The sequence below is a fragment of the Streptomyces sp. CC53 genome (genome assembly GCF_001865245.1).
Taxonomy (GTDB): Bacteria; Actinomycetota; Actinomycetes; order Streptomycetales; family Streptomycetaceae; genus Streptomyces.
Genome location: NZ_MKXB01000171.1, coordinates 1 through 18,474 on the forward strand (window position 1 = coordinate 1; position 18,474 = coordinate 18,474).

14 protein-coding genes and 1 pseudogene are annotated in these 18,474 nt (G+C 75.8%); 1 reads left to right on the forward strand and 14 read right to left on the reverse strand.

Annotated features, from left to right (window positions below; genetic code table 11):
* Positions 1 to 31: 31 nt before the first annotated feature.
* The 7 genes from BJP40_RS21395 to BJP40_RS21425 all read right to left on the reverse strand — a co-directional run bounded on the left by BJP40_RS21395 (position 32) and on the right by BJP40_RS21425 (position 8,213).
* A complete protein-coding gene (locus tag BJP40_RS21395) occupies positions 32 to 667 on the reverse strand; it encodes a DUF1349 domain-containing protein (protein WP_071281716.1) in 636 nt (211 codons plus the stop codon).
* Positions 664 to 1,518 carry an SDR family NAD(P)-dependent oxidoreductase gene (locus BJP40_RS21400; RefSeq protein ID WP_071281717.1) on the reverse strand — a complete coding sequence of 285 codons (855 nt, stop codon included), beginning with the start codon at positions 1,516 to 1,518 and terminating at the stop codon, positions 664 to 666. Before BJP40_RS21400 ends, BJP40_RS21395 begins: the two co-directional genes overlap by 4 nt.
* Entirely contained in the window at positions 1,515 to 2,903 is a 1,389-nt protein-coding gene (locus BJP40_RS21405; protein ID WP_071281718.1) for a glycosyltransferase, read from the reverse strand. Before BJP40_RS21405 ends, BJP40_RS21400 begins: the two co-directional genes overlap by 4 nt.
* Positions 2,884 to 4,668 carry a 1-deoxy-D-xylulose-5-phosphate synthase N-terminal domain-containing protein gene (locus tag BJP40_RS21410; RefSeq protein ID WP_226962827.1) on the reverse strand — a complete coding sequence of 595 codons (1,785 nt, stop codon included), beginning with the start codon at positions 4,666 to 4,668 and terminating at the stop codon, positions 2,884 to 2,886. Before BJP40_RS21410 ends, BJP40_RS21405 begins: the two co-directional genes overlap by 20 nt.
* A complete protein-coding gene (locus tag BJP40_RS21415) occupies positions 4,665 to 5,987 on the reverse strand; it encodes an aspartate aminotransferase family protein (RefSeq protein WP_071281719.1) in 1,323 nt (440 codons plus the stop codon). Before BJP40_RS21415 ends, BJP40_RS21410 begins: the two co-directional genes overlap by 4 nt.
* Before the next feature lie 233 nt (positions 5,988 to 6,220).
* Positions 6,221 to 7,348, reverse strand: coding sequence for a phosphotransferase (locus BJP40_RS21420; protein ID WP_079171344.1), 1,128 nt, complete (start codon positions 7,346 to 7,348; stop codon positions 6,221 to 6,223).
* 145 nt (positions 7,349 to 7,493) lie between these two features.
* Complete coding sequence (locus BJP40_RS21425; protein WP_226962826.1) at positions 7,494 to 8,213, reverse strand: response regulator transcription factor; 720 nt, start codon at positions 8,211 to 8,213, stop codon at positions 7,494 to 7,496.
* 300 nt (positions 8,214 to 8,513) lie between these two features.
* On the opposite strand from BJP40_RS21425, the gene BJP40_RS21430 reads away from it, so the two are divergent.
* Complete coding sequence (locus BJP40_RS21430; RefSeq protein ID WP_071281720.1) at positions 8,514 to 12,194, forward strand: BTAD domain-containing putative transcriptional regulator; 3,681 nt, start codon at positions 8,514 to 8,516, stop codon at positions 12,192 to 12,194.
* 444 nt (positions 12,195 to 12,638) lie between these two features.
* Here the strand turns inward: BJP40_RS21430 and BJP40_RS21440 are convergent, their stop codons facing one another.
* The 7 genes and pseudogenes from BJP40_RS21440 to BJP40_RS21470 form a co-directional block, all read right to left on the reverse strand.
* On the reverse strand, positions 12,639 to 13,124 hold the full coding sequence (locus BJP40_RS21440) for a GNAT family N-acetyltransferase (RefSeq protein WP_071281722.1): 486 nt from the start codon (positions 13,122 to 13,124) through the stop codon (positions 12,639 to 12,641).
* Positions 13,125 to 13,301: 177 nt separating this feature from the next.
* Positions 13,302 to 14,240, reverse strand: coding sequence for an endo alpha-1,4 polygalactosaminidase (locus BJP40_RS21445; protein ID WP_371258676.1), 939 nt, complete (start codon positions 14,238 to 14,240; stop codon positions 13,302 to 13,304).
* The gene (locus BJP40_RS21450; protein WP_071268176.1) at positions 14,237 to 14,899 is read right to left on the reverse strand and encodes a spherulation-specific family 4 protein; all 663 of its coding nucleotides are present in this window, start codon (positions 14,897 to 14,899) and stop codon (positions 14,237 to 14,239) included. Before BJP40_RS21450 ends, BJP40_RS21445 begins: the two co-directional genes overlap by 4 nt.
* On the reverse strand, positions 14,896 to 15,804 hold the full coding sequence (locus BJP40_RS21455) for an NAD(P)-dependent oxidoreductase (protein ID WP_071281723.1): 909 nt from the start codon (positions 15,802 to 15,804) through the stop codon (positions 14,896 to 14,898). Before BJP40_RS21455 ends, BJP40_RS21450 begins: the two co-directional genes overlap by 4 nt.
* Positions 15,805 to 15,810: 6 nt before the next feature.
* A complete protein-coding gene (locus tag BJP40_RS21460; RefSeq protein WP_071281724.1) occupies positions 15,811 to 16,524 on the reverse strand; it encodes a nucleotidyltransferase family protein in 714 nt (237 codons plus the stop codon).
* A gap of 31 nt (positions 16,525 to 16,555) precedes the next feature.
* The gene (locus BJP40_RS21465; protein ID WP_071281725.1) at positions 16,556 to 17,557 is read right to left on the reverse strand and encodes a GDP-mannose 4,6-dehydratase; all 1,002 of its coding nucleotides are present in this window, start codon (positions 17,555 to 17,557) and stop codon (positions 16,556 to 16,558) included.
* Between the two features lie 186 nt (positions 17,558 to 17,743).
* Positions 17,744 to 18,474: pseudogene (locus BJP40_RS21470) on the reverse strand (hypothetical protein); the annotation flags it as partial.

An 18,474-nucleotide genomic window follows, 5' to 3' on the forward strand; every position in this document is an offset into this window, starting at 1 on the left:
CCGTCCCCGCCGCGCCGTGCGCGCACGGCGCTCACCGCCGGTCGGGCAGCGCGCACGGCGCGTGCACGGGTGCCGTGAACGTCGCCGTGCACGCGTCGGAGAACGGCGCCTGGGAGAACAGCCCGAGGCGTACGTCCGGTTCGCGGGCCGCCGCCACGCCGGTAAAGGTGCGGACGAACCGCCAGTCCTCGTCGGCCCGTTCCCGGCAGAACACGGCGTGCCGAGGTCCTTCCCGGGTGACCAGCAGGTCCGCGTGCGGCCCGGACAGTGCGGGGCCGAGGGCCTCGTCGGACACGGGCCGCGAGACGACGGTGACCACCGCCCATGCGCCGGTGCGGGTGCGCTCCACGCACGCCTTGAACCAGCCGTCCGTGCCGTGCACCGCGATCCCGCCCGCGTCGCCGAACGCCGCCCCGTCGACGGCGACGCGGGCCCACACGGTGTGGTCGCCGGTGACGGCCCGGCTCAGCAGCGGCACGCCGGACGCCTCGTACCCGCCGGGCATCGAGAACAGGTCGGCGCCGCGGGGCGCGCGGACCGCCAGTTCGGCGGTGCTCCGTACGGGTGTGGTGCCGGGTCCGTCGAACCGCCACGCCGGGTCGTCGAAGCCGAGGGTGCGGGCCGCGTCGCCCGCCGCGCGTCCCGCGGCGGTCCCGGTGCCCGTCACGGCGCCGTCATCCCGCCGTCGACGCTGACGGCCTGGCCGGTGACCCGGGGCGCCGACGCGAGGTACAGCACGAGGCCGGCGATGTCCTCGGGGGTCTGGAACTCCCGCTGCGGGATCATGGTCCGCATGCGCTCCCAGCAGGCGTCCTCGGACTCGCCGGGGCGGGTGAACTCGGACAGCAGGTAGCGCCACATGTTGGACCGCACGATGCCCGGGCAGACGGCGTTGACGCGGATGTTCTCCTTCGCGACCTCCTGGGCGAGGGCGGCGGTGAACCCGACGACGCCGAACTTCGCGGCGCAGTAGTGGGCGACCTTGGCGAAGCCGGTGCGCCCCGAGACGGACGAGAAGTTGACGATGGACCCGCCGCCGGAGGCGCGCAGCAGCGGCAGCGCCTCGCGGGAGGACAGGAACACGCCGTCGAGGTTGCCGGAGACGACCTGCCGGAACTCGGCCAGCTCCATGCGCTCCACGGGGCTGACGTGGGTGACCCCGAAGGCGTTGACGACCGTGTCGAGGCGGCCGGGCCCGTCGGCGATGCCCCGGTAGAGGGCTCGGACGTCGTCCTCGTCGGTGGCGTCGGCGCGGGCGGCGGTCACGGCGAGGCCCTTGCCGCCGAGGGTGTCGGCGAGGGCGCGCGCCTCGGCGAAGCCGGTGGTCGCCGTCGACCGGTAGTGGTTGTAGGCGGAGGGCAGCCGGTCGGTGTCGGCGGCGACGACGTGGGCGCCGCGCCGGGCGAAGCCCTCCACGACGGCCGCGCCGATGCCCCGGCCGCCGCCGATGACGAGCACCACGCGCCCGGTGAGGTCGTCGGCCGGTCCGGGCTGGTCGGTGGTGTGCGTCCCGGTCATGGGGTGCCTCCTGTGGTGTTGCCGGCGCCGACGGGGGCGGGCGCGAGGGTGTAGGTCAGCGGGGGCAGGACGAGGGCGTCCAGGAGCCTGGGGAAGGCCCGGTAGTCGGCGAGGTTGCGGGCGGGGTCGTCGACGATGCGGCGCAGAGCGGGGTCGTCGTGCCCGGTGCGGGCGGCGTGCGCGTCGAGCGCGGCGTGGACGGCCTCGTCGCGGCGCTGGAAGAAGTCGAGGAACAGGCGGTCGGCGGCGGCCGCCGGGTCCTGGCCGGGCCCCTGCGGGGGGCGCGGGGCGACGCGGACGGCGTCCGGGAGGGTGCGGTCGTGGCCGGGCTCCGCGCCCGGGGGATCGCCGCGCAGGGCGCTGAGGAACGCCTCGTCCGTGTAGGGGGCCTCGGACCGCAGGGCCGCGGGTGCGAAGTCGCGGGTGAGGAGCTTCTCGGTGAGGGCGTCCTCGTCGACGCGGCCGAGCGGGCCCACGCGCCCCATGTCGAAGGTGCCGTGCGTGTCGAGCGCGGTGGGGACGAGGTTGCTCGCGGGCAGCAGCTCCACGGCCGGCCCGACGTCGGCGGCCAGCACCGGTACGCCGTGGGCCAGGGCCTCCAGGACGACACGGCCGAGGGTCTCCCGGGACGCGGTGCTCGGGAAGAGCAGCACGTCGATGGCGTCGAAGAACGCGGCGAGGCGCCGCTGCGGCCAGATGCCCTCCAGGCGCAGGGCGTCGACGGCGGCCGGGTCTCCCCCGGCGCGCAGTGCGGCGCGCACGGCGTCGGGTTCCCAGCGGGGGTCGTTGGGCTTGCCCGCGCACAGCAGGCTGACGCGTCCGCGGCTCTCCCGGTGGCAGCGGGCGTACACCGACAGGACCTGGTCGACGTTCTTGGCCAGGGACATGGCCCCGAGGTAGCCGATCCGCAGCGGCCGTCCGGCCGCCGGTACGGGCCGGGGCCGGCGACGGGGCAGGCGGTCCAGCATGGGGTAGGCGACGGCGGAGCCCGCCCGGGTGACGGAGGGGAAGTGGTGGAGGAACAGCCGCCGTGTGTACGCGGTGGGGAACAGCGCCAGGTCGCCGGGGCGGACGAGGGGCGCGCACAGCTCCTCCTGCGCCCAGTAGCCGGACCACAGGGCGGTGTGCACCTCGCGCACGATCCGGTAGTCGCCGCCGTGCCGCTCCCGCCAGTGGTGGTAGAGGAAGGCGTACGGGCCCGACCCCGCGTACACGACGTCGCCGCCGCCCGCGCCGGAGACGGCGCGGGGCCCGGTGGTCAGGTCGTGGAGGGCGGTGGTGGTCCGCCGGGTCAGCAGGTCCGCCATCTCGCGGTGCATCAGGACCGCGCCGTCGACGATGCCGTCGGTGTCCGGCGCGCGGTAGTCATGCGTGTGCAGGCGCACGCCCGGCCTCCCTGGTCTCCAGCAGCCCGGCGAGCCGGTCCCTCAGCATGGGCACGCTCATGCCGTGCAGCGGGAGTTGGCGGGCGTGGACGCGGTGGGCGATGTCGCGGCGCACCGCGTGCACCTCGACGGGCAGCAGGTGCCGGGCGCGCAGCCGCTCGCCGAAGCCGCCGTCGGCGCCGTTGTACTCGACGCTCAGGACGCGCCGGCAGTCCGACAGCACGGCGAGCGTGGCGGGGCCCAGTTCGGGGGTGAGCGCGGCGCAGTGCAGGTGGGGCAGGCCGAGGTCGCGGTTGGCCTCGGCGACGAGCACGCTCGCGTAGCCGAAGGTGACGACGGCCGCGGTGCAGGGCGCGTCGCCGTCCGGTGGGGTGATCCATGCTCCGCCGTCGATGTCGGCGGCGCAGTCGGCCGGCGGCGGGTCGAACCTCGCGTCGACCATGCTGACGGCGTGGGTGGTGGCCGGGTCCCGGGCGAGGCGGTCCAGGCAGGCGGCGAACTCGGCCTCGGTGACGGGCTCGTACACGCGGGTGTGGAGCAGCAGGCCCAGCAGGTTCGCCGCGTTGTGCGCGCCGCCCCAGGCGCCCCAGCTGCGGCCGGCGAGGACGAGCAGGTTCCGTACCCCGGTGGTGGCCTCGGTGAGCATGCTGAGCGAGTCCATGTAGTACATGGCGTCGGTGGCGACGACCTTGAGGGTGTCGTCGGGCAGCGACAGGGTCATGCCGACGGTGAGGGTCTCGGCGAGGCCGGTGTTCGTGTAGGGGACGTGGCCGCGCAGCCCGAACCGGGCGGCCATGTCGGCGGTGAACACGGCGGTTTCCCGTCCGGTGCGCTCCTGGTGGGCCGCGAGCATCCGCCCGGTGGTCCCGGCGAAGGAGGGCTTCGCCGGGGCGGCGGCCGCACCGGGGGCCGGGGCAGGCTTGAAGCTGTGGTCGCCCTTGCGCGTCCTGCACACCAGGACGCCGGGGCCGGGCACGGTCAGCAGCGCCCCGAGGGCCGCCTCGACGGCCCAGGGGTCGCGGCCGTCGGCCTCCACGAGACGGCCCAGGTAGGCGGTGAGGTAGCCGGTGTTGACGGGTTTGGCCAGCGGTTCGATGCCCTTGGCGTTGGCGTCGACGACGAGGACCAGGTTGGTGAGCCCGGCGTCGTGGGCGAAGCGCAGCGCCTCGAAGGCGACGCCCTCGTGGAGTTCTCCGTCCCCGGCGAGGCACACCACCTTGCGGTCCTCGCCGCGCCGGGTCAGCTCCCAGGCCAGGCTGACGGCCTGGGCGACGCCGACGCCGAGGCTGTAGCGCATCGTGTTGCGGAAACCGAGGTCGCGGTGGACGACTCCGCTGAGGCCGCCCTGGTGGAGCGTGGCCAGCGGGGTGAACGGCCAGCTGCCGCGGACGTAGTGCTCGGCGTGGAAGGCGGGGGCGATGTGGCCGCGTCCCACGATCAGGTCGGCCGGGCCCCCGCGGCCGTCGTCCTCGGCGAGACCGAGCGCGAAGCAGGCGCGGACGAGCGGCAGCGACGACAGGTTGCTCTGGAGGTTGCCGGAGCCGGCGATCTCGTGCATGCGCAGCAGCACGTCGGCGCTGTCGGTGTACAGCCGCTCGGGGACCTGGGCGGCGAGCTTGCGCAGGCCGTCGAGGAGGGGGCCGTCGCCGTGGCCGCCGTGCTCCAGCTCCGCGAGTTCGCGGTGGACGACGGCCCGTTCGGCGGGGGTCAGCCGGGGCAGCGCCTCGCGGGCGGGTCCGGCGAAGCGGTCGAGCAGGGCGTTCACCGGTCGGCCCCGCAGACCTCGTCGAGCGCCTCGCCCAGCACCTGGACGATCTCGTCGGCCTCGGCGTTCGTCGTGACGAACGCGGGCGCGAGGACCACCCAGTCGTCCTGGCCGCGGATGATGAGTCCGCGCCGCAGGCAGGCGGACGCCACCCGCTCCCCGACGCGCTCGCCGCCGCCGGACAGCTTCACCCCGTACAGCAGCCCGACGGCGCGCACCGTGCCGCGTGCTCCGACGGTGTCGCGGAGGCGGGGTTCGGTGTGCGCGGCGAGGGCGCGGATCCGGTCGGGGAAGCCGCCCTCGCGGAACAGGGTGACCGCGGCGAGCCCGGCGGCGGAGGCCAGCGGGTTCGCGGCATAGGTGTGGGACGGGGCGAACGACACCGGTCCGCCCGGCTCGCCGAGCCCGGCGGCGATGTGCTCGGCCATCAGGACGGCGGCGAGCGGGGCGTAGCCGCCGGAGACGCCCTTGCCGACGCACAGGATGTCCGGGGTCACGCCGAAGGTCTGCGCGGCGAAGGGCTGACCGGTGCGGCCGAAGCCGGTGACGATCTCGTCGAAGACGAGGAGGACGCCGTGCCGGTCGCAGACCTCCCGGACCCGGGCCAGGTAGTCCGCGGTGGGGATGGCCATGCCGCGCAGGTGGATGACGGGTTCCATGACGAGGGCGGCGACGGAGTCGGGGCCTTCCGCCTCGATGGTCCGCTCGATCATGGCGGCGGCGAGGGCGCCCGACTGTTCGGCCGGCACGTCCCAGAACTCCTCCAGGCAGTCCGGGGGCCAGACGTGCACGACGCCGGGCAGTCCGGGCCCGAACCGCGTGACGTCGGGCCGTCCGGTGAGGGACAGGGAGCCGAAGGTGGCGCCGTGGTAGCCGTGGTAGTAGCTGAGGACCTTGACCTTGCCGGGGCTGCCGTGGGCGCGGTGGTGGAGTCGGGCCAGGCGCACGGCGGCCTCGATGCTCTCGGAGCCTCCGTTGACCAGTTTGGCCGCGGTGATGCCGGGCGGTGCCAGGTCGACGAGGGCGCGGGCGAGTTCGAGGGCGGCGCGGTTCGTGCCGTGCAGGGGCGGGTTGAAGGGCAGGGTGCGCAGCTGGTCGGTGACGGCCTGGACGACGGGTTCGCAGTCGTAGCCGAAGCAGGTGACGAACACTCCGGACAGGGCGTCGAGGTAGCTGCGGCCCGTGGCGTCGGTCAGGCGGACGCCCTTGCCGGACTCGAAGAGCAGCGCTTCGGAGGAGTGCGGCACCTCGAAGCAGAAGGCGGACAGGTCGGACGGCCAGGGGGAACCGGGGGGAGTGGGGTGCTGCTGCGGGGTCATGTGGTGCCCTACCTTTCAAGTCGTGGGTCTGAACTGGTCATTCGTAAGATCGGTGGACCCGGGGGCCCCGGGTATGGCTCCTTGCGGGAGTGGGTGGGTGGGACGAAGGGGGTTGCCCGTGTGAGGACGGTGGGCGGCCATGCGGCGGGAGGGGTGGGGGCGGTGGCCGCTGGTGCTCCCGGTGGGCGGTGGCGCGGGCGGGACGGAAGGGGGCGGTGGCCGTGGGTGCGCCGTCAGCGGGCGGCGGTGTGCGCGGGCCGGTCCGTGAGCATGTGGTGGACGGCGAGGCGGCGGGCCGGTGAGAGCAGGTCGAAGTAGCCGAGCCACTGCGGTGCGAGGATGCGGCGGTCGAGGATGTCCTTGGCGATGTCCACGACCACGGGCAGCGCATGCGCCATCAGCAGCGGCATGAGCCGTGCGGTGTCCCCGGGCCGCAGCAGTCCGCGCCGCTGCCCGTCGGACACGAGCCCGTCCAGGGCGAGGCGGGCCGCCTCGGTGCCGGGGCCGCAGGCGTGGACGACGCTGTCGGCGAGCCAGGCCAGGTCGAGGAGCCGGTCGGCTGTGTGCAGGTTGTCGAAGTCGAGCACGGCCACGACGCGGGCGGGGCCGTGCGGGGCGAACAGGAAGTGCTGGAGGTGCAGGTCGCCGTGGACGACGGACGGGCGGGCGGATGCGGTGCCGGCGGCGTGGGTGCGCCGGAGCAGCGGTGCGGACTCGCGTACCGCGCGCAGGTTCTCTGCGGCGGCCCGGTGCCAGTGGTCCGTGCCCTGCTCGGCCTTGGGCAGGAGACGCCGTTCGGCGTCGTCGAGCGCGGTGGGCCAGTGCTCCTCGTCCACGAGTGGCGGCAGGTGCACGCGGGCCAGTTCGTCGGCGACGTCCGGGGGCAGGGCGTCCAGTGCCTGCCGGAGGTCGAGTCCGGTCCGTACGAGTGCGGCGGCCTGGTCCCGTGTCGCCGTGCCGGGCCGGAGCGCGGTTCCGGCGCTGCGGGGCACCAGTTCGCAGACGAGGCCGCCGCACCGGACGGCGGGGCTGCCGTCGGCGGCCGGTACGGCGGGCAGTGCGGGGACGCCCCGGCGGCGGCAGTGGGCGACGACGCGGTCCTTGAGCCGGGGGAAGCGTTCGTCCCGTACGGCTTCGGGGTTCAGCTGCACCTTGAGGACGTGGCCGGTGCCGCCCGCGCCGACGGTGCGGCTCGGGTCCCGGGGGTCCGTGACGGCCCAGAGTCCCGCCGTGTGGGTCAGCGGCGCGGCGCCGCCGACGGTCAGCGGAGTGAGGGTGCGGGCGCCCCACCGGTCGCCCCAGTGGGCGGTGAGGACACGGCGTACCCATTCCTCGCTTCCTGCCGGGGCCGGAACGGTCATGGCGAATCCTTCGGGGTACGGGCTGCGGGGACGTCGACCAGCGTGGCGAGGGGGTCCCGCCGTCCGCCACGGATTCCGGGCAGGTGTGCCCGTTCTTCTCCCCGCCTCTGCCCGTAAGTCCCCCGCACCCGAATGGGGCGGGGCCTCAAATGAGTCCGGAGCGAATGGCGTACGAAACGGCGTGCGCCCGATTGCGCAACTCCAGGCGGCCCATCACTCGGTACAGAATGTTCTTCACGGTTCGCTCTGAATAAGCCAACTTCTCCGCGATTTCGGCGAGATCGCAGCCCTCCGAGATGAGCCGGAGAATGTCCGCCTCGCGTACGGTGAGGCGGCGGCCGTGGGCGAGGCCCTGCGGGATCAGCACGTCGCGGTAGGTCCGTTCGATCTGGTCGAGCAGCCGCCCCTGGAGGTCGGGCGGCAGCGATCCGCCGCCCTCGCTCAGGTCCACGAGGGCGCGGGTGAAGGTGTCGGGTGTCGTGTCGCGCCGCCACAGCACCGCGCGGACCCCGCACTCGGCGGCCAGGGCGATGTCGGCCGTCCAGCGCGTTCCGACGACGACCAGGAACGGCCCCGTGGCCCGGGTGGCGGCGAGCCGGTGCAGGACACCGAGGGTCTCGCCCCCCACGGTGTCGGCGACGAGGACCGTGGCGTCGGCCTGCTCGGTGCGGTCGACCAGCAGCAGCCGCCGGTCGCCCTCCACGTAGCCGGCCAGGCCCGCGTGGGTGAGGGGGTCGGCCGCGTGGACGGCGACCCGCACCGGTGCCGTCCGCGCCGGGGGGTTCCCGTGGGCCGGGACGGCCTTCCGCTCCGCCGCCGTCCGCGTCCCGGTGGCCCGTCCGGTGGCCGCTTCACGAGTCGTCACGTCTCCTCCGTTCCTCGCGGGCCGTATTGCTCCGCGTACCGGACCAACGTGGCACGGGGGGCTTGCCGGATTCTCGACCGCGCCGGCAAAGGCATTTCGCCATCCTTGACGCGGTCCTTGACGGATCCTTGATGTCCGCTTGGCCCCTGCTTGGCGCTTGTGCCATGATCAGTCCGCCGGACGGGGGACCGACAAGGAAAGCGGAAAGTCATGTCAGTTCCCGGTGATCGCCCAGGCACTCGCGCGGGGAATGCCGCGGGGAGGACGGAAATCCCCGACGCCCGGCAGGGCGGACTCCGGGTGCGGCTCCTCGGGCAGATGGCGGCGGAGTGCGACGGCCGTGAGATCGTCCTCGGCCCGCCGCGCCGCCGTGCGCTGCTCGCGCTCCTCGTGATGCGGCTCGGACACGTCGTGCCCGCCCAGCAGTTGCTGGAGGAGCTGTGGTGCGGCCGGCTCCCGGACCGGGCCCCCGCCTCCCTGCACAGCTACATCTCGCACCTGCGGCGGTCACTGGCACCGCACGCACCGTCGGCCGCACGGACCCGGCTCGTGCGTCGGGTGTCCGCGGGGTACGTCCTGGACCTGCGCCGGGACCAGGTGGACAGCTGCCGGTTCGAGGACGCCGCGGCCGAGGGCCGCCGACTGCACCAGGAGCGGCGGCACGCCGACGCCAGGAGGCGGCTGGACGCCGCCCTGGGTCTGTGGCGGGGCACGCCGTTCGAAGAGCTGGCGGACTACCCGGCGCTCGCCGAGGAGGGCCAGCGGCTGGCACGCGTGCGGCTGTCGGCCGTCGAGACGTGGGCGGAGGCGTCGCTCCTGCTGGGCGACGTGGAGGGGGTCGCCGAGCTGGACGCCGAGTCGCGCGCCCACCCGGGGCGGGAGCGGCTCGCGGGCCAGGTGATGACGGCGCAGTACCGGCTCGGCCGGCAGGCGGACGCCCTGGCCGTGTACGCGAGGACCCGGGACTGGCTCGCCCGCGAGCTCGGCGTCGACGCGGGGCAGGAACTGCAGCTCCTCCACACCGCGATCCTCCGCCAGGACCTCCCCGGCACTCCCGGCGACCACGCGGCGGCCGTCCCGGCCGCCCGCTCCGCGCGCCCACCGCACCAAGCCCGACCGCCGCAGGCCGGGGAGGCGCCGCCCGCCGGGGGGCCCGCCTCACGCGCGCCGCACGCGGCGCCCCGGCCGGGCCCGGTGGACCCGTACGGCGTGTCCGGGCGGGACGCCCCGGTGGACCCGTACGGGACGACCGCCCCGTCCCCGGACCCGTACGGCCCGCCGGCCGCGCCCGCCCGCGTCTCCACCAGCGACCCCGCGCCGCGCGGCGCGCCCGCCGCGCCCGACACGCCCGGACCGTACGACGCGAGCGGCCCGTCCCCGGACCCGTACGGCCCCGCTGCCACGACCACAGCCCCGGCCACGCAGGCGTCTCCCGCCCGCCACGAAGGCCCCGCGCCCTACGGGGGGCCCGCTGCGCCCGGGGCGCCGGGCCCGTACGACGCGCCCGGACCGTACGACGCGGACGCACCGGTGTCCGTGCAGTCGCTGGCCCGCGCTCCGGCCCGCCCCTCCGCCCGGCCCGGCACACGGGCGTCTGCCGGGACGTCGCCGGGCGCCCCGCATCAGCGGCCCGACGGGGGCCGCCCCCGGCCGTCCGCCGCCCCGGAGCCGCTCCCGGAGCCCAGCGAGCGGCGGCCGTTCGCCGGGCGCACGCACGAACTGGCGGTCCTGCGGGTCCTGGTGGCCGACGTGCTCGCCGGAAAGGGACGGCTCGCAGCCGTGCTGGGCGAGCCCGGCATCGGCAAGTCGCGGCTCCTGAGCGAAGTCGCGCAGCGGCTGCGCAGCGACCGCACGGAAGCCGTGTGGGGCTACTGCTTCCCCGGCCGGGGCGCGCCGCCGTACTGGCTGTGGACGCAGGTCCTGCGGCAGCTCGCCACCTCACGTCCCGACGCCTTCCGGGCCGTCGCGGACCGCTTCGGCGACCTCCTCACCCCGCTCTTCGACGGCCCGCCCGCCGAGGACGGCGCGCGCCGCGACCGCACCGCGGGCGCCGCACCGGACCGCTTCCGCACCTACGACGCCGTCTGCGAGACGCTCCTCTGCCTCGCGGACGACGCGCCCCTGCTGCTCATGCTGGAGGACCTGCACTGGGCCGACGCCCCGTCGCTCCAGCTGCTGCGCCTGCTGACCAGCCGGCTCAACGGCCGCCACCTGGGCATCGTGATCACGGCACGCGCCTGGGAGGTCGAGAGCGACCCGGAACTCGACGGCGCGCTCGGCGAGACGCTGTGGAGTCCCCGCACCGAGACGGTCAGGCTGGTCGGGCTGCCGGAGGACGCCGTCGCCGTCCTGGTGTCGGCCGCCTCCGGGCCGGGCGTCTCCCGCGCCACGGTGCGGCGGCTGCACGAACGCAGCAAGGGCAACCCGTACTTCGTGCACCAGCTGATGTCGCTCCTCGGGGACGCGACACGGCTGCACGACCCGCGCGCGGCCCGGCTGATGCTCACGCGCGTCCCGTCCGGGGTGCGCGAGGTGCTCACCCAGCGGTTCGCCGCGCTGCCCGACCGCACCAGGGACCAGCTGCGGCTGTGCGCGGTGATCGGCTCCGCAGTCGACCTGCGCCTGCTGGCCGAGGTCGCCCGGCGCGACGGGCAGCGCGAGGAGGCCGGGGAGGCTCTCGAACCCGCCGTCCGCGCGCAGTTGCTGTGTGAGGACCCGGGGGACCCGTGCCTGCTGCACTTCACCCACGCCCTCGTGCGGGAGACCCTGTACGGCGAGCTCGGCCGGGAACGGCGGGCCCGGCTCCACGCGCACGTGGCGCAGGCCCTGGCCACCGGGGCGGGGGGCCCGCGTGACAGCGTCGGGCAGCGCGCCCACCACGCCTGGGAGGGCTCGCGGGTCCTGCCGCCCGCGCAGGTGCTGCCCGTTCTGTGCCGGGCGGCGGAGGAGGCGGAGCTGCGGCTCGCGTACGAGCAGGCGGAGGTGTGGCTGCGGCGCGCCGTCGACCTCGTGCGGCTGCTGCCCGCGGACGACGCGTCCGCGCCGCAGGAGCAGCAGCTGCAGGTCCAGCTCGGCCAGATGCTGGCGACGACGCGCGGGTACGGCGACGCCGACGCGGAGGCGGCGTTCACCCGCAGCCGGGCGCTCAGCGCGGTGACGGGCGCGGCCGACCAGCCGACGGTGCTGTGGTCGCTGTGCACGGCGCACCTGGTGACGGGCCGGTACGAGGGGGCCCTCGGGTTCAGCGACCGGCTGCGCGGGATGCCGGGCCGGCCGCAGGACCCGGTGGCGTACCTGGGGGCCCGGTACGGACGGGGCATCGTGCTGCACGTCCGGGGCGAACTGGCCGCGGCGCTGGCGGAGTTGGAGGACGCGGTGGGCAGGGCCGACGCGCTGGGGGCGGAGGGCGCCCGGCAAGCGGCGCGGTACTTCCAGCACGACCCGCGGATCTCGTGCCGTTCGTACGACGCGTTCACGCACTGGCTGCTGGGTGACCGGGACGCGGCGTCGGCGCGCCGGGCCGAGCTGTTGGCCCTGACCCGGCACGACAGCCGGCCCGGGGACCGGGCGTTCGCGCTGTACGTGGACGCCGTGCTGGCCGGCCTTGAGGGCGACGTCGCGACGGCGCGGCGCTCCGGTGAGAGCGGCCGCGAGGTCGCGGACCGGTACGGGCTGCGCTACTGGCGGTCGATGCTGACGGTGTGCTCGGGCTGGGCGGCCGTGCACGGCGGCGCGCCCGACACCGGGGTCGGCCTGCTCCGCACCGCCCTGGACGAGCTGCGCGCCTCGGGCACGCTGATCCGCCTCCCCCTGCACCTGGGCTTCTTCGCGGACGCCCTGCACCACACAGGCCGTACGGACGAGGCGACCACGGTCCTGCGGCACCTTGCGCGGGAGGTGGAGGCGCGCGGTGAGCACGTGTACCTCGACCCGCGCCTGCCGGCGGCGCGGCTGATGCGGCTGCTGCTGCCCGAGGGGTAGCCGGGCGAGGTCGAGGGGGCCGTGACCGGTGGGCCCGGGCCCGGCTCGGGGCGGCCGGGCGCCGTCGTCGCACGCGTGGCGGGCCGGGGCGCCGCGGGTCTCAGCGGTCCGCTGCCGCCGGCCGGGCTCCCGTGGGGACGGAGGATTCCCGTGGCCCCGTCGGGGGCGTCGGCGCGGCGGCCGAGGAAGACGAGGACCGGCGGGCGACGCCGGCCGTCGTGACGTACCGGTGGTGCGCGGCCTCGGTGACGGCGGCGCGGATCTGACCCGGCACCGCCTGCGCCACGTCACCGGGCCGGGAGCCGTCCGGCTCCCGGCCGGCACCGCGCGGGCCGCAGGTCCGACGCCGGGCGCACGGGGCCGGCGGTCCGCGGTCCGCGTCGCGGCTGCTGCGACATGCTGCCGCATCGGCCGCGGGGCCGCGGGCGGGGCCGGGGCCCGCTCTCACCCGGCGGTCCAGTGGTAGGTCACGTCGGGTTCGTTCTCCTCGTTGCGGCTGCCGTCGTCGTACGCGCCGGCGGTGAAGCCGTGCCGTGCGTAGAAGGCGCGGGCGTCCGCGTTGCGCTGGAAGACGTGCAGGGACAGCCGCTCGGGCGACGCCCGGCGCACGGTGTCCAGGAGGGCCGTGCCGATGCCGCGGCGCCGCACGTCGGGACGCAGGTACAGGTGGTCGAGAACGGTGCCGTCGAGGGAGGCGAAGCCGACGATCTCCGCGGGGTCGCCCAGCTCGGCCACCCAGACGGTGCTGCCGGGCAGCACCACGGCGTCGATCCAGGCCCGGGTCTGCTCGTCGCTGTGGAGGCGGGGCAGATACGGCATGGCGGCGGCCCGGGACGCGAGGAAGACGGCGGTGACGGCCTCGCCGTCGGCCGGGGTCGCACGGCGGATGCGCGGCCGCGGCCGGCCGGAACCGGGCGGGGAAGCGGTCATGAGGTGCCCCGAATCGATGGAGAAGCCCCTGGCAGGGGCATGATCACCCCGAAGCTACCACTGCCGTGCGGGGGCGGGAACGGGTTCTGCGGGCCGCACCGGAAGGCGCCCCGGCCGCCCCTTGCCCGCAGTGCCGCCGGGTGGCGGCGGGCGCCGCCCGGGGCGGCCGGACGGCGCTCAGCAAGGGGCACGCCACGCGTCGAGCTGCGGGCGCTTCAGCATGGAGGAGAACCGCATCGCTTCGGCCTGCGGGCAGAAGGCGCGCACGGGCTCCTCGTACTCCACGTGGAAGACCGCCTTGCCCGCGGCGACGAAGGGCTCCAGCAGGGCGCACTCGTCGTACTGGGCGCACTCCTCGTTCACCGCGAAGTCGAAGTGGTCGATCAGCTGCGGGATCTGGGCCAGGTCGTTCTTGAGGCCGACGGCCAGCCCCCGCTCGTGCGCGATCTCGGCGATCATGCGGTTGTACGCGAGCTGGTCCTGCGCGGTCAGGGGGAAGCCCGTGTCGGCGGCGTACCCCTCCAGGAGGTCCGGCTCGACCGCGTCGAACCCCTTGTCTCGGCACATGTCGAAGCGGCGCTCCATGAGGGGCCGCAGGACCTCCAGCCGGCGGATGTCCAGCCAGCGCTCCCCGTGCCAGCCGTTCGGGGCACCGAGCACGGAGCGGGGGAAGGCGTCGCGGTCCGGCCGGTAGTCCTCCCAGGCTCCCGCGTTCACGTAGCAGATGACCTTGCGCCCGGCACGGTGCAGCCGGGTCACGTCGGCGGCGTCGTTCTCGAACGCGTCGATGTCGTACACGTCGGCGTCGACGGACGTGTCCACCCGTCCGTCGAGCTGCCACTGCCAGGTCAGCCCGGGTCGTGGACGCCACCGGGCGGCGCTGCCGGTGCCTCCCGTGGGTCGGGGCGTCCCCGCCCCGTCCGCCGGGTCCGGCTCTTCCGGGGGCGTGGTGCGGGCGGGCGGCTCCGCGGTGCCCGGGGCCGCCGTGCCGTGGGGTCTCTGCGCCGGGCCGGACGCGGACGAGCCGGGAGGGCCGGTGCCCGTGCAGGCGGCGAGCACGGCGAGCAGGAGCAGCAGCGTCGGCGCAGCCGCCGCCGCGCCGGGGCGGCGCCTCACTGCTCCGCCTCGGTCAGTGCCGGGGTGAGTCCGGACCACGGGTTCGGGAGCTGCCCCGTCACCGGTCCGCAGACCGCGGCCCCCCGCTCCCGGGAGGTCCGCACGGCCAGCGGGACCAGCGGGCGCGGCACGTCGTAGACGAGGTGGCAGACCCGGCCGGGTGGGAGGCGCGCCGTCCACGCGGGGCGGCTGAACCCCGACACGTAGGTGCTCCACGGGCCCTCGAAGGTGACGATCAGGTCCGCGGCCGCGGCGTAGCCGGGGTGCGGGTGCATGCCGGGGTTGAGGACGACGGTGGAGGCTCCGGCGCGGCGCAGCGACCGCACCAGGCGCCGGCAGGGGGCCAGTCCCTCCCGACGGGCCGTCGTCCGGTCGAGGAAGCAGCCGTCCACCCCGTACCAGTCCTGGTGGCGGCGCAGGTCGGCGAGGACGTCCGCGGCGTCGCGGACGCCGTAGTCGGTGTCCGCGTAGCCCAGCAGTCGGGTGCCGGTCGCGCGCAGCGCGTCGGCGGCGGCGGCGAAGGCCGCGTCGGGTGCGGTCCCGGGGCCGTTCGCCGGGTTGATGACGACGCCGTAGGGGCGCTCGGCGGCGGTGGCGAGCCGCCGCCAGGCGTCCGGGTCCTGGGCCGGGTGGACGTACAGGGGGACGAGCAGGCTCATGGCGCCGCGGTTCCTTCCGGTGCGTACGCCGCCCACAGGGCGGTGACGGAGGCGGCGAGGGAGTGGGTCGGCCGCCAGCCGAGCGCGTCGCGGGCCGCGGTGATGTCGGAGCACTGCCACGACACCTGCGCGGACCGGGCGGAGCCGTCGGCGGTCTCCGTGATCCTGCCGCGGTATCCGGCCGCGTCGGCGAGGCCCCGGACGAGATCGCGGACGGGCCTGGCCCCTCCCCCGCCGATGTTGAGGACGGCCGGGAGGGGGCCGTCGGCGGTGGTCGCCAGGTCCACGGCGTGAGCCACGTCCCGGGCGTCGACGAAGTCGCGGTGGGCGGACAGGTCGCCGAGCCGCAGTTCGGCGTCCGGTCGCGTGCCGGCCTCGGCGAGCAGGGCGGCGACCCTGCCCGGCAGTCCCGACCGCGGGGCGCCGGCTCCGACCGGGTTGCCCACCCGGAGCACCACCGCGTCGAGGCCGGAGGCGGTCACGGCGGCCGTCCCCGCCAGTTTGGTGGCGCCGTACGGGCCCGCCGGGGCGCACGGCTCGGTCTCCGGTACGGCCCGGCCGGGGGTTCCGGGCCCGTACTCGGCCGCCGATCCCAGGTGGACGAGCCGGGCGGCGGGGGCCGCCTCGCGCAGGGCCGCGCAGAGCACGGCGGGTCCGCGTGCGTTGACCTCCGCCAGGTGGACGGCGTCGCCGCCGGTGGCGCCCGCGCAGTTGACCACCGCGTCGGGGGCCGCCGCGGCGACGGCGCGGGCCAGGGCGTCCGGGGGGACGGTGGCGAGGTCGGCGGGGACGTCGGCGCCCGGTGCGCGCCCGCCCAGGAGCACCCGGGTGCCCGGCCGGGTGCGCAGCCGGTCGGCGACGTGGCGGCCGAGGTAGCCGCCGGCGCCGAGGACGAGGATCCGCACGGCTGGTCAGGCCCCCTTGAGCAGGAGGGACTTGCGGCTGGTGAACTCCGCGTTCGCCCGGTCGTAGTCGTCCGGGCGGCCGATGTCGAGCCAGTAGCCGTCGAACGCGTAGGCGTGCGGCGGGGTGCCGGCGGCGATCAGGTCGAGGACGAGCTCGTCGAAGCCGAGCGGCAGACCCGGCAGGTACGGGTCGAGGGCGCTGCGGGAGACGCCGTAGACGCCCATGGAGACGCGGTAGTCGATGCTGGGTTTCTCGGTGAAGGCGACGACCCTGCCGGCGTCGGTGGTGAGGACGCCGAAGTCGATGCGGACCTCGCGGGGGTAGGTGGCGATGGTGAGGGGGGCGGCGGACCGGCGGTGGCGCCGCAGGACGTCCGCGTAGTCGAGGTCGGTGAGGATGTCGCCGTTCATGACGAGGAAGTGCTCCGGCAGGCGGTCCTTGAGGGTGAGGAGGGGGCCCATCGTGCCGAGCGGGCTTTCCTCGGTGGCGTAGTCGATGCTCATGCCCCACTGGGAGCCGTCGCCGACATAGGCGCGGATGATCTCGCCCAGGTGGCCGATGGCCAGGGTGCAGTGGGTGAAGCCGACGCCGGACAGCTGGCGCAGCACGATCTCCAGGATGGCGTGCTCGTCACCGATCGGGACGAGCGGCTTCGGCAGTGCGGTGGTGTAGGGACGCAGCCGGACGCCCTTGCCTCCGGCCAGGATCACAGCGTGCATGGCAAACCTCCTGCGGTGGGTGTCGGGGGGGTCAGATGTTGTAGATGCCGGTCTTGTACCGGGCGAGGTGGGCGGGGTCGGTGAACCATGCGGCGGTCCGGGCGAGCCCTTCCTCCAGGGAGTGGCCGGGCCGCCAGCCGGTGGCGGCGGTCAGCCGGGAGGCGTCGGCGACGAGCCGCATCACCTCGGAGGCGGCGGGCCGCAGCCGCTCGGGGTCCTCGCGTACTTCCAGCGGGGCGTCCATGACCTTGCCGATGAGGGTGACGAGGTCGCCGACGGAGATCTCGCCGCCCGTGCCCGCGTTGAAGGTGCGGCCCACGACCCGTTCGGCCGGTGCGGTGCCGACGGCGAGGAACGCCTGCGCGGTGTCCTCGACGAAGGTGAAGTCCCGGGTGGGGCGCAGGTCGCCGAGGGTGAGGGTGCGCTCGCCCGCGGCGACCTGGCCGATGACGGTGGGGATCACCGCCCGCATCGACTGGCGGGGCCCGAAGGTGTTGAAGGGGCGGAGGGTGACCACGGGGGTGGCGAAGCTGGCGTGGTAGCTGTCGGCGAGGCGGTCGCCGCCCGCCTTCGAGGCGGCGTAGGGCGACTGGGTGTGGATCGGGTGGTCCTCGGTGATGGGCACGGTCCGTGCGGTGCCGTAGGTCTCGCTGGTGGAGGTGTGGACGAGGCGGGGCGTCTCCAGGGCTCGCACGGCTTCGAGGACGTTGAGGGTGCCCGTCACGTTGGTGTCCACGTAGCTGTGGGGCGCCTGGTAGGAGTACGGGATCGCGATGAGCGCGGCGAGGTGGTAGGCGCAGTCGGCGCCGTCGAGGAGGGCGCGCACGGAGCCGGGGTCGCGGACGTCGCCGAGCACGATCTCCACGTGGTCGAGCACGTCGGCCGGGAGGGTCTCCAGCCAGCCGTAGGAGGAGAAGGAGTTGTACTGGGCCATGGCGCGCACGCGGTGTCCGGAGGCGACGAGGGCCTCCGTGAGGTGGGAGCCGATGAAGCCCTCGGCTCCGGTGACGGCGGCCAGGGGTGCGGAGGTCACGGTGTTCCTTTCGACGGGGGCGGGGGACGCGCCGTGCGGGGTCGGACGCCGGGCGGGATGTCGGGCGTCCGGGCTGGTCGCTGGGCGGGGGTCCGGGTGCGGGTGGTGGACGGGCCGGTGTCAGCCGGTCGGTAGCGGTGGTCGCCCGGCGGAAGCCGGGCGGTGGCGGTGGTCCGCGGGCGGAGGTCAGGCGTGCGGGGCGGGCCTCCCCAGGTGGACGACGGCGAGTGCCGTGAGGCAGACCGCGGTCGGCGCGCAGACCGCGGGGAGCAGCGCCGCCGGCCCCGGCGGGGAAGCGGTCAGGGTGGCGGTGCCGGCCGCCGCGGCGGCGGCGAGGCAGACGAGGGCGGGCGGCCAGGCCACCCCGAACGCCTGGAGCAGCAGGGCCGTCCACAGCACCGCCGCCAGGCACAGCAGCGCGGCGGGGCCGGTGGCGATGAGCCGGGCGGGCGGGAGGAGGACCAGGAGGTAGGCCGTGAGGCAGAGGGCGAGGACGCCGCAGGAGCGGAGCAGGAAGGCGGCGGGGGTGGAGGAGGCGCGCAGCGCGGTCACCGACCAGCCCCGGTACCGGTAGAGCAGCCATTCGGCGGGCCCCATGCTGAGGGTGAGCGCGAGCACCGCGAAGGGGTCGTGCCGCCCCTCCAGGAGGGTGAGGACGGCCGCTGCCAGCCCGAAGAGGCCGTACGGGACGGACGCGCGGAGCGGGGGCCGCGGGTCGGCGGAGGTGGCGGCCGGGGCTGTGAGGCAGGCCGTGAGGGCGCGTGCCGCCGCGGCCAGGACCGCCAGCAGGGCCAGCAGCGGCAGGGCGGACCGGAGCAGGGGGCCGGGTTCCCACCAGGGCAGCGCGGCGGCCCCCGCGATCAGGGGGGTGAGGGCGAGGAGCAGCAGCCGCTCGCGGCCGAGGACCAGCAGCACAC